Consider the following 11142-nt stretch of genomic DNA (forward strand, 5'->3'; position numbering starts at 1 on the left):
TATTTAATTTTTTAGTATGATAATTCTATTAATTCCTTAGGTGAGTTAGATAATACTTTATATCCATCTTCTATAACAACAACCAAATCTTCTATTCTAACTCCTCCAAAATCAGGAATATAAATACCAGGTTCATCTGTTATAACCATACCAGGTAATAATGGATTTTTACCTAATGAATTTACATGAGGCATTTCATGAACTTCAAGACCTACGCCATGGCCAAGCCCATGTCCAAATTTATCTCCATATCCTGCATTTGTTATAACATCCCTAGCAATTTTATCTAGCTCACAACCAGTAATCCCTGGCTTTATAGCTTCTAAAGCTTTAATTTGAGCATTCAATACAATATCATATATTTTCTTTTGCTCATCATTTGCTTTTCCCACAACTATAGTTCTAGTCATATCAGAACAATATCCATTATATATACAACCAAAATCTAATGTCAAGAAATCTCCTTCTTCTATTAACTTCTCACTTGCAACTCCATGTGGAAGAGAAGATCTTTTTCCAGAAGCAACTATAGAATCAAAAGATATACCTGAAGCACCTTTTTTCTTCATAAAATACTCAATTTCTAAAGCTATATCTTTCTCAGAAATTCCTGGTTTTATAAATTTTAATATATGATCAAAAGCTTCATCTGCAATATTAGCAGCTTTTGCTATTGTATTTATTTCTTCTTCATCTTTAACAACTCTTAAAGAAAGCATTAAACCTTTTAAAGGTACAAAATTTATATCCTTAAGTTCATTAGTGAATTTAGAATATGTAGAAAAATCCATATAATCATCTTCAAATCCTAATTTTTTTATATTCATATCAAGTAAATATTCTGTTATAGGCTTTGTTCTTGATATTTCAAGTATTTCAAACCCCTTACATTGATTTGAAGCCTGTTGTACATATCTAAAATCTGTAAAAAACATATTTTTACTTTCTGTTATAAGCACATATCCTGCAGTTCCTGTAAAACCAGAAATATATCTTCTATTTTCAGGCTTATATATTAAAACTGCATCTAAATCTCTATTCTTCATTTCATTTTTAAGATTTTTTATTCTACTATTCATTTATTTTCCCCCTTTTTAAAATAATCAACTAAAGAATATACCGCAAGCACATAGCTATAAAAACCAAATCCCGATATTTGTCCTATACAAGCCTTGGCTATAACACTATTTTGTCTAAATTCTTCTCGTGAGTAAATATTAGAAATATGAACTTCAACTGTAGGTATATTTATAGCCTTTATTGCATCGTATATTGCAAAACTGTAATGTGTATAAGCCCCTGGATTTATTATTATACCTTCATATACTCCAATGCTTTCATGAAGCTTATCTATAATTTTTCCTTCACAATTACTTTGAAAAAAATCCACAATTACATCATGCTTTTTACATTCATTTAAAATAGTAATTTCTAAATCTTCAATACTGCTTTTTCCATATACATCTTTCTCTCTAAATCCTAATAAATTCAAGTTAGGTCCATTTACAACCAATATTTTCTTCACAAAAACACCTCAAAATATAATTTTTACCATTATTATAATATCATACTTTATTTAAATTGAATAGTATACTAAAAACTACTTCTTGTATATTTTTATCATCTACATCTACTATTATATCAGAAGCTTTTTTATATTTATCAATTCTATTATTCAAAAGAGCAGTTATTTTTTTATCTAAATTTTCATTTTCCAACAAAGGCCTTTGTATATTTGACATTTTCAAATTTCTAATTATAGTATTTTTACTTGCATTTAACCATACTACAATTCCAATTTTTTTTAACAAATCTATGTTAATATCTTTTTCTATTATTCCTCCACCTGTAGATAGTACTATATTTTCTCTACCAACTATTTTTTTTAATATAAAAGTTTCTAAATCTCTAAAATAAATTTCTCCTTTTTGTTTAAATATATTGTTAATACTCATATTTTCTATTTCTTCAACAAGTAAATCAGTATCAATAAAATCAGCATTAATTTTTTGAGAAAGACTTTCCCCTATTGTAGTTTTTCCTGTTGCCATAAATCCTATTAATACTATATTTTTCAAACTACTCAACCCCACTATGTGGATTTTTACTAACTATTTCAATTGCCTTTACCAACTGATTCATAATATCTGCATTAAATTGACTATCCATTTCATTCAACTTTACAAAAACTTTTCCTTTTTGAGTTACACAATATTTAGGTGATAAATTATTTAAAGCTATAGCTTTTATATCCAAAATACACTTTTCACATTTACAAATCCCTTCATATTTTTGCAAAACTTTTTCTAAAATAACATCCACCATTTCTTCCATATAATTTTTTAATTTGTACATTTTAATCTCTCCCTTAAATTAAGATATACAATAATTCCTAAAATAAACCAAAAATTCAACATTCATAATTTCATTATTTTTTTCCATTTCTAAACAAACCCTTATTCCCTTACCTTCACTTATTTTTTCAACATTAAATTTTTTTACATAATCACCAATTTCATATCCATTATACAACAAATTCCTTCTATAAAACATCTTTTTTCTCTTATTATCTATATATATTCCTTCTATATTATTTGATAATATAAACCTTAATTCCTTTATTTCTCCTTTATTAAAATTTTTATTCTTAATTTTATGTCCATTTACATCTATAATACTATCAACCCCCGAAGAAATATGCAATTTATCTTCTATAAATTCCTTTATAAATTGAGCTTGTTCTTGAATTTCTATTCTAGCTTCAGTTTTTTTCAGTATTTTTATATTAAAAAACATAACATTAAATAATAAAAGTAGTAATATACTAGTAAGTCCTAATGAAACTATAACTTCCATAAGTGTAAAACCTTTTTTATTCATATATATCTTCTCCATACTTATAAATACATTCTTTAATCAAAGTTCTTCCACTAAAGGGAATTATAGTAATTTCTCTTTTTTTATTGTTATCTCTATCAATTATAACTATAGTATCTCCTTGATAATTCAGAGAACCTGTTAAATTAAATATTACCTTAGAACAAGAATAATAAATATCTGTATTTTGAGGTAGTTCAACTTCTTTTTTATCTTTTCCATCTTCCCTTAATACATAAGAATTTACTCCATTAGGCTTTTTCTTATAATAAATATAAGTTGAATAATCCGAATTAATATTTTTTATTCTTACATATCTTATATCAGTGCAAAGCTGTCTTACAAATGAATCTATTTTATAATCTTTTAAATAAAATTTACAAATAGATATTGACAATAATATAGAAATTATACAAAGACATAATAAAAGCTCTATCAAAGTCACACTCCTTTATTATTCACAACTATCTCCTCCTAATCCAATTTCTAACTTCAATGAACTCATTTGTATTTTTATCTACATTTCCTTTATTAGGTATTTTTATGTAAAAATCCAAAGTTATTTCCTTTCGTATTTTTCTTTTTTTATACAAAGAAGATATTTTAAATTTTATTCTATTATTTTCTATATATACTAAATCATCTACTAAATCTATTTTCAAACCATTACCATTTATTTTTTCTATATCTTTTATAAAATTATATTTTTTACTTTTTTCTAAAAAAAATTTTTTATAACCATTTTGAAACTCTTCATTTAATTTTTGTTCTATATTTTTTTTATTTAAATTATAAGAAATACCATTTTCATTTAATATTACATTTAAATAAATGCTATCTTCTCCCATTAATTCCTTATCAATTTCATTTTCTATAAAATTATCGTATTCAAATTTCAAAAAATTATTTAATTTATGCTCTCCATATTTTATAGCTCTTTGAATTTCCTCAACAACTTTTCCATAAACAAGTTCTAAACCTCCTTCACTTATATAAAAACATTTTTTTGAATTGACATATACATTTTGAATACTATAATTAGTTAAAGAAATACTTAATAATGTTATGCTTAATATTAATAATATAAAAAATACAAAAATAGTATTAATCAATATAGACCCTTTCTCACCTATCACAAAATCACCTTATATTTTTATAACTTTGCAAATTTAAAATTTCATTACTATCTTTTTTAACTTTTACTATTAATTTTAAATAATTATTCACATCAAATTCACTATTTGTCACTTCTAAAATAGTATCTACAATATATTTTCCTTCAATAAAAGATTTATCATTATAATTTTTCATCAACTCATCTGCATTTTCTACTTTCATTTTTTCAATATATTTTTGAGCTAAATTCAATGCTTTTAATTTTTCATTTGATTTTAAAGATAAAATAAAACAATTCAAAAAAATGCTTACAAAAGAAAATACTATTATTTCTATTATTACTAAACTCAATATTATTTCTATTAATGTAAATCCTCTATTTTTATTTAATCTAACCATATTTAACATCTGCTTCATATTTTAAGTATTATCTGAATTTTATAAAATAATACATTTTAACAAAAAAATCATATGTTTTTTTATAATTTAAATTATAAAAAAACATATGATTTAAAATTCACACTTTACAATATACTATTCAATTCTTCTCTAGTTGGTTTTATATCTGTCCATATATAAAAAGCTTCAATTGCTTGATTTATAAGCATATTTATACCACCCAATGTTTCTAAATTATTATCTTTTGCCCATTTTAAAAATTTTGTCTCTCTTGGATTATATACAATATCACACACTAACATATCATTATTTACTTTTATATTTTCATCAATTGCAATACTATTAATATTTGGAGTCATACCTAAAGATGTAGTGTTTATAAGTATATCTATACTTTCTAAATCTTTTTGAGTTACATTTAAATCACCTACATTAACTTCTATATCAAAATTGCATTGAAGCAACTTACATATATTGTTAGCTCTATCTAAACTTCTATTTCTAATTTCAATAGAGTTAGCTCTAAAATTTGCAAGTTCTACAGCTATACTTCTAGCTCCTCCTCCTGCTCCCAATATCATGATATTTTTATTTTTTATTTCATATCCTTTTTCCAATATAGAACTTACAAATCCTATTCCATCAGTATTATACCCTATTAATTTCCCATTTTCATTTTTAATAGTATTAACAGCTCCTATCAGTCTTGCACTAAAAGATATTTCATCTAAATACTTTAATATATTAACTTTATGAGGAACAGTTACATTAGCAGCATATATTTTAAGAGCTCTTATTCCATTAACAGCGTCTTCTAATTCTTCCGAATTAACATCAAAACACATATATTTATAATTCAGATTATATTTTTCAAATAAATAGTTATGTATACTTGGTGAAAAACTATGTTCTACAGGGTGTCCTAAAAGACAAATTAATTTAGTCTTACCATTTATCAAATACACCATCTCCTTAATATGAACTTATAAAACTTTAATTCCATTGATTTTGCACTTCAGTTGCAAATAAACTACAAAGCATAAAACCAATTAAATATCCAATAAAACTTAAAATTATACTATCAATATCAAATCCTTTATAATTGTAACCTATCAAAAATGAAATAATTAATTGTAAAAGTTCTTTTGATGCTGAAATTACAAATCCTATTTTAAATATTTTTGGTTTATTCCAACGATTTTTAACAAAAATACAAATAATAAACCCTATAGGTATAAATGGGAGAAAATTACCTATTATCATATTGTAAACAACAATGTTTGAAACTGAATCATTTATGTTCTTAAATATATTTATTAAAGGAATATAATTATGTTTTAATCCAAAATTATTTTTTATATCAGACGCTATTATCTTTTTATTAATTGGTATTGGGAAAATCATTATTTTTATTAATAAAGATATATAAATAGAAAATATAAAGTGAAGTATTTTATCTATAAATATAAAATAAGTATTTTTATTTGCTAAATAAATAATTGCTAAATAACAGATTACAATAAAAACTCCAATAAAAAAATTAAAATAAAGCATTATACGTAACCCCTCCTAATATATATTTTATTGTGATTAATACAAAATCAACCGCTTGATAAAGTGTAACAAATTATTTAAAAAAAGTCAATTTTTCCATTTTATAGAATAATTCCAATATCAAAATTCCAATTTAAAAAAATGTTAAAAATTAATTTCCTATAAATTTAGACCCCGATAGCTTAATTGCTACTTTAACAACATTATAAATAAATATCGTCATAAAAACATTAGTTATCGCAGTTGGAAGTACTATACCTAAAAACAACCCATTAAACGGAGCAGGTAATCCTACTATAAAAAGTGCAGATATTAAAAATACAACTCCACTTATAATAGTTCCTATAAAAGATATTGCCAATATAAATACTTGATTTTCTTTATACTTCCCTACTATTTTTATCATTAAAAACACTAATATACAAGTAACAAATTTATCTATAATATTTGGAATCTGTCCTCCTGGGAATGTTGTTGTCATAGCAGTTATAAATCCTCCAATAATAGCTGTTAATATAGAATTTTTAAAATCACTATTTATGAGAATAGATACAAACATAATAGAAAGCATTAAATCAAATTTCATACCAACTATCATACCTGGAATTAACTGATGTAATATAAATCCTATAGCAAGTAATAATGCCGTTAATATATTTTTTCTCAAATTCATACAAATCTCTCCTTCTATTTTTCTACTTAAATAAAAAAGCCCTCCATCCCTAATTAAGGGACGAAAAGCTCAATTTCCGCGGTACCACCCAAATTAGATAGAAAAATACTATCTCATCTCAACAGATACAGAGATTATCCTCGATATCCTGTTTCTGTAACGGGAAACCCCCGACCATGGCTAATTTTCAAATAAATTTATTTGAATTTCACCAGACTTCTCACAGGTCCATTCATTAGAAATTTAATAATAGGACTCTCACCAATCTCCTACTCGCTAAATATTAAATATTCTAACTACTACTCCTGATCTTAGAATTTAATATATTTATTTTTATTAATTATATTAAATTCTAAGAATTATTACAATTATTTTCAAAATATTTTTTATATAATTTAAATTATATAAAAAATATTTTATTCAGCTACTTACCCAAAACAGTCAACACAACTTTTTCGATAGCCTTCGCAGGACTAGGAATTTTAACGCCTAAACTTAGCAATATGCTTATTACAAACGCCAATATAAACGTAATAGAATACAATACAAGCTCTTTTTTTTGATTCTTTTTTAATAAAGGTACTATCTCAATTACACCTATAATTAAATAAGCTAAAATTACTAAAAAAACCACAATTAATCACCTACCTTGATAGGTTTTGATGTTAAAGCACTTCCTTTAATATTTACCTGCACATTTATTTGTATATCTAAATTTTTGAAAATATAATCCCAATTATTTTTTACTTCCTTCCATGTATCAGGCATTTTTCTATGAATAATAGCTCCAAACCCAAAAATATCACTTTCATATTCATTTTGTGCTTTTTTTATTACATCTTCCATTTGATTTTTTATTACTCTTTGCGCCTGTTTTTTTAATTTTTCACGCCCTTTTTCACTTATAAGATCTTCTTCTCCCATTATCTCTCCTATACCCACATCTATTTTAGAATCAATTTTAATAATTATATTTCCATCTTTTAATACTGGTTTTACCTTTGTTTTAGAGCTAAACACTTCCAAAGAAACATCTGTATTTTTTTCTCCTACATCCTCTATTACAAATACTCCTCCTTTTAATTCATCCTTTATAAGAAGCATACTTCTCGTTTGCATTCCATCTATACACCCTACCATTTTGTCTTTTTTAAATACAGCACTTCCACATATTTCAGGAACTACATCGCCTTTCTTTTTAACCATATGAACAGCAGGAATAACAGGAGAAATTCCTTCATTAGATAAATCATCTAAAAATTGATATAGTTCAATTTCTTTAAATTTAGAAATTGACTTTTCATTTTTCATCTTATCTTCCAAATGTGCTGAAATTGTTGAGTGAAGCTTTGTTTTTCCTTCTAATATTTCTTTAGCTGTCTTTTCTTTTGAAACCAAAAGCCATATATCTGATCTAACCTCTGCATCTCTAGTTATAAAATCAAGCACAGGTACAACTCCTTCTTTTGCTATATCTGAACTTATAATAAACACCTTAGCATGAGACCAATATCCTCTCTTTCCTGAATGTATAATCATATTTCTTACAGCATCAAATAAACTATCTCCTTCTTCTGAAATTACATCAGCCTCCATTTTAAATTCTTGTCCAGCCATTGGCTTTATAATTTCTGTAGTGAGAATATACTTATCTTTTTCCCTATACTTATCCACAGCAGCACCGTGAATTATATTCATATCATTTATTTCTCTATAATTCCAACACCCAGTAAGTACAATTACATATAATAAAATGGTAAAAATTAAAATGATTATTTTTATATTTTTCATTATATTTTACCTTCTTTCCCATCTATTAGAGCTCTTTCTTCTTTCCATATTTTTATTAGCAATTAACTTAGGTCTATAATACATATACCACCATGGCATTCTTATAGATGTATCCTTTAAATCTTGAATATCGACAGAGCCTAAATTTAACATATATGGTATTCCAAAAGATCTAATAGACATTAAATGGATAAACAAACCTATTACTCCAAATATATATCCATAAAGTCCAAGCATAGAAGCTAACAATAAAAATATAGTTCTAATTACAAGTATAGGTCCTAACATTTTAGGAGTTAAAAAACCTGAAATACCAGTAATTGCTGTTATTATTACCATAGGAGCACTTATAAATCTTGCATTAACAGCAGCTTCACCTAACACTAATGCACCTACCATACTTACAGTTGAACCTATAGGTTTTGGAAGCATAATTCCCGTTTCTCTTAATAATTCAAATACAAATATCATAACAATCGCTTCAAATATAGTTGGAAATGGTATTCCCTCACGAGCTGCAAAAATACTAATTAACAAAGGTGTTGGAATCATTTCTTGATGATATGTAACTAAAGCTAAATAAATAGCTGGTGTACTAGTTGTTAAGAAAAAACCTATATATCTTATCATCCTATTAATGGAAGCATATATAAAATTATTATAATAATCTTCATTAGATTGAAAGTACTCCATAAATAAAAAAGGTAATGTCAAAACAACAGGAGTTCCATTACATACCACAGCTATTCTGCCCTCTAATAATTTAGCAGCAACAATATCTGGTCTTTCTGTGTGTCCAATTGTTTTAAAAGGAGATAGCGGTTCATCTTTTATTAATTCTTCTATATAACCTGATTCAAGTATTCCATCTATATCTATTTTATCCAATCTATGTTCTAATTCTTTTAAAATTTTTTCGGACGCTAAACCTTCTATATAACATATACATACTTTAGTTTTTGTTCTAACTCCTATTTTTTTAAATTTAAATTTTAAATCAGGGCTTATAACTTTCCTTCTTATCAAAGCTAAATTAGTATTAATAGATTCAGTAAATCCTTCTTTAGGACCTCTTACTGTAACTTCTGACTCAGGTTCTTCTATGGCTCTTCTTTCCCACCCATGAGCGCTAACTGAAATAGCTTCATCAACTCCATCAATCAAAAGAATTACATGTCCATATAATATTTCTTCTATCAAATCATTTATATCTCTTTTTTCTTCAGCTTCTGCCGTATATACTATTGTATTTAATATTTCATCTACATTGTTTTTATTTATTATTTCATTCATAAGAGGATGCATAATGTACTCATTGAGTATCTCTTTTTTTACCAGTTCATCAATATAAACCATACAATATTTAAATTTATTATTTTTTTTATTTTCAAACCTTCTGTATTTTATAGTTTCAATATCTTTTAAAATTTCTTTAAACATATTGATATTTTTTTCTAATGATTTTGAAAGTTTCAAATTACTATATTGACCAAAATTGATATTTTCTTCTTTATGTGATTGCTTAAACATTTTTAACATAAAAACACCCTCTATTTCTTAATATATCTTATGTTATATAATTATTTCCACGATTTAATTTATATATTCCATTAGTAAAAAAAAATCCTTATATCATTTTTCGATATAAGGATTTAGCAAAAACTATTCAATTACCGTCATAACTTCTTCTAATGGTTTTCTAGGAGGACTTTTAACCTCTCCATCAGGAACTCCAATAGGAGTCATTGCAACAAGAGAATATCCATCTTTCTTAAATCCAATAAACTCAGCAAGTTCACTTCTAGCATAATTTGGTCCTGTCATCCAACAACCTCCATATCCCATATTAGCAGCAGCTAAAAGTAAATTTTCCATAGCAGCTCCTATATTTTGTATTCCCGGAGCAGGTTTTAAAAGTTCACGTATTTCTTCATCAGATGCTCCACCTTCTTTTAACAAATCTAATGCTGTAACAGGATAATCACCTGCATATACCATTATAAGTACAGGAGCATTTTTAAACATTATAAAATATTTTAAAAACTTAATAAATTTCTCACGTTTTTTTTCATCTTTTGTATAATTTGCAATTTCCATATGTTTTTTTTCTATTAATTTAGCCATCTCTTGTATTTTTTGTTTATCCTTAACAACCACAAAATGCCAATTTTGAACATTCTTACCCGAAGGAGCATGTGTAGCAGCTTTTATCATTTCCTTTATATCTTCCATAGGTACATCTTGATCTTTAAATTTTCTAACACTATGTCTTTTATAAATAAAATCTAAATTTTTCATATGTATCCTCCTTTGTATTTTGTATTCAAATATATAATACCACATAAAATATTTCTACATCAAATATTATAATAGGATTGTGCTTACATATATTCTATAAACACAATCCTAATAATTTAATTATATTCTACATATTTTCATTTTCTAGATAAAATTCTCTTTTAAGTTTTTTTAAAGCTCTTTTTTCTATTCTCGAAACATAAGAACGAGAAATATTTAATTTTTTTGCAATTTCCCGTTGAGTTTTATATCCACTTGGTGTAAGTCCATATCTCAATTCTATAATTTCTTTTTCTCTTGATGTAAGTAAATTATTAATCTTATCATATAATTTTTTTATTTGTATTTTTAATTCAACTTCATCTATAACATCATCTACATTTGTTCCCAATATATCTATCAAAGATATCTCATTATCTTAAACCTTTTATCAA

16 protein-coding genes and 1 other annotated feature are annotated in these 11142 nt (G+C 25.2%); all 16 genes read right to left on the reverse strand.

What is annotated here, in order from left to right; all coding sequences use genetic code 11:
- Window positions 1–11: 11 nt before the first annotated feature.
- Window positions 12–1079 (reverse strand): M24 family metallopeptidase, encoded by a 1068-nt coding sequence (locus BUA19_RS03535; protein WP_072723735.1) that lies wholly within the window; start codon window positions 1077–1079, stop codon window positions 12–14.
- Window positions 1076–1525, reverse strand: a complete 450-nt coding sequence (gene aroQ, locus BUA19_RS03540) for a type II 3-dehydroquinate dehydratase (protein ID WP_072723737.1) — start codon at window positions 1523–1525, stop codon at window positions 1076–1078. The genes BUA19_RS03535 and aroQ overlap by 4 nt, the downstream gene beginning before the upstream one ends.
- A 40-nt stretch (window positions 1526–1565) precedes the next feature.
- Window positions 1566–2078 (reverse strand): shikimate kinase, encoded by a 513-nt coding sequence (locus BUA19_RS03545; protein ID WP_072723739.1) that lies wholly within the window; start codon window positions 2076–2078, stop codon window positions 1566–1568.
- 1 nt (window position 2079) lies between these two features.
- Window positions 2080–2355, reverse strand: coding sequence for a late competence development ComFB family protein (locus tag BUA19_RS03550; RefSeq protein WP_072723741.1), 276 nt, complete (start codon window positions 2353–2355; stop codon window positions 2080–2082).
- Between the two features lie 18 nt (window positions 2356–2373).
- Window positions 2374–2880, reverse strand: a complete 507-nt coding sequence (locus BUA19_RS03555; RefSeq protein ID WP_178137445.1) for a prepilin-type N-terminal cleavage/methylation domain-containing protein — start codon at window positions 2878–2880, stop codon at window positions 2374–2376.
- Complete coding sequence (locus BUA19_RS03560) at window positions 2873–3316, reverse strand: hypothetical protein (RefSeq protein ID WP_084601927.1); 444 nt, start codon at window positions 3314–3316, stop codon at window positions 2873–2875. The genes BUA19_RS03555 and BUA19_RS03560 overlap by 8 nt, the downstream gene beginning before the upstream one ends.
- A gap of 25 nt (window positions 3317–3341) precedes the next feature.
- Window positions 3342–3989 carry a hypothetical protein gene (locus BUA19_RS03565; RefSeq protein WP_178137446.1) on the reverse strand — a complete coding sequence of 216 codons (648 nt, stop codon included), beginning with the start codon at window positions 3987–3989 and terminating at the stop codon, window positions 3342–3344.
- Between the two features lie 28 nt (window positions 3990–4017).
- Complete coding sequence (locus BUA19_RS03570; protein ID WP_072723750.1) at window positions 4018–4392, reverse strand: type IV pilus modification PilV family protein; 375 nt, start codon at window positions 4390–4392, stop codon at window positions 4018–4020.
- 125 nt (window positions 4393–4517) lie between these two features.
- Complete coding sequence (gene aroE / locus BUA19_RS03575) at window positions 4518–5351, reverse strand: shikimate dehydrogenase (RefSeq protein ID WP_242939230.1); 834 nt, start codon at window positions 5349–5351, stop codon at window positions 4518–4520.
- Window positions 5352–5385: 34 nt separating this feature from the next.
- Window positions 5386–5946, reverse strand: a complete 561-nt coding sequence (locus BUA19_RS03580; RefSeq protein WP_072723754.1) for a VanZ family protein — start codon at window positions 5944–5946, stop codon at window positions 5386–5388.
- Window positions 5947–6097: 151 nt separating this feature from the next.
- Window positions 6098–6619: a tryptophan transporter gene (locus BUA19_RS03585; RefSeq protein ID WP_072723756.1), complete on the reverse strand. Its 522-nt coding sequence runs from the start codon at window positions 6617–6619 to the stop codon at window positions 6098–6100.
- A gap of 53 nt (window positions 6620–6672) precedes the next feature.
- Window positions 6673–6941, reverse strand: a binding site (T-box leader).
- Window positions 6942–7043: 102 nt separating this feature from the next.
- Window positions 7044–7253, reverse strand: a complete 210-nt coding sequence (locus BUA19_RS03590; RefSeq protein WP_072723758.1) for a hypothetical protein — start codon at window positions 7251–7253, stop codon at window positions 7044–7046.
- Between the two features lie 2 nt (window positions 7254–7255).
- Window positions 7256–8410 (reverse strand): Ger(x)C family spore germination protein, encoded by a 1155-nt coding sequence (locus BUA19_RS03595; RefSeq protein WP_072723760.1) that lies wholly within the window; start codon window positions 8408–8410, stop codon window positions 7256–7258.
- A gap of 6 nt (window positions 8411–8416) precedes the next feature.
- Complete coding sequence (locus tag BUA19_RS03600; protein WP_330388989.1) at window positions 8417–9949, reverse strand: spore germination protein; 1533 nt, start codon at window positions 9947–9949, stop codon at window positions 8417–8419.
- A 123-nt stretch (window positions 9950–10072) separates the two neighbouring features.
- The gene (locus BUA19_RS03605; RefSeq protein ID WP_072723764.1) at window positions 10073–10708 is read right to left on the reverse strand and encodes a nitroreductase family protein; all 636 of its coding nucleotides are present in this window, start codon (window positions 10706–10708) and stop codon (window positions 10073–10075) included.
- 127 nt (window positions 10709–10835) lie between these two features.
- Window positions 10836–11111 carry a sigma-70 family RNA polymerase sigma factor gene (locus tag BUA19_RS03610; RefSeq protein ID WP_330388990.1) on the reverse strand — a complete coding sequence of 92 codons (276 nt, stop codon included), beginning with the start codon at window positions 11109–11111 and terminating at the stop codon, window positions 10836–10838.
- Between the last annotated feature and the right edge of the window lie 31 nt (window positions 11112–11142).

It is taken from the genome of Tepidibacter thalassicus DSM 15285 (genome assembly GCF_900129915.1).
GTDB lineage: Bacteria > Bacillota > Clostridia > Peptostreptococcales > Peptostreptococcaceae > Tepidibacter > Tepidibacter thalassicus.

Coding starts and splice junctions, on each gene's coding strand:
- BUA19_RS03535 (WP_072723735.1), bottom strand. CDS start 1,079: ATGAATAGTAGAATAAAAAATCTTAAAAATGAAATGAAGAATAGAGAT.
- BUA19_RS03600 (WP_330388989.1), bottom strand. CDS start 9,949: ATGTTAAAAATGTTTAAGCAATCACATAAAGAAGAAAATATCAATTTT.
- BUA19_RS03570 (WP_072723750.1), bottom strand. CDS start 4,392: ATGGTTAGATTAAATAAAAATAGAGGATTTACATTAATAGAAATAATA.
- BUA19_RS03605 (WP_072723764.1), bottom strand. CDS start 10,708: ATGAAAAATTTAGATTTTATTTATAAAAGACATAGTGTTAGAAAATTT.
- BUA19_RS03555 (WP_178137445.1), bottom strand. CDS start 2,880: ATGAATAAAAAAGGTTTTACACTTATGGAAGTTATAGTTTCATTAGGA.
- BUA19_RS03585 (WP_072723756.1), bottom strand. CDS start 6,619: ATGAATTTGAGAAAAAATATATTAACGGCATTATTACTTGCTATAGGA.
- BUA19_RS03550 (WP_072723741.1), bottom strand. CDS start 2,355: ATGTACAAATTAAAAAATTATATGGAAGAAATGGTGGATGTTATTTTA.
- BUA19_RS03580 (WP_072723754.1), bottom strand. CDS start 5,946: ATGCTTTATTTTAATTTTTTTATTGGAGTTTTTATTGTAATCTGTTAT.
- BUA19_RS03595 (WP_072723760.1), bottom strand. CDS start 8,410: ATGAAAAATATAAAAATAATCATTTTAATTTTTACCATTTTATTATAT.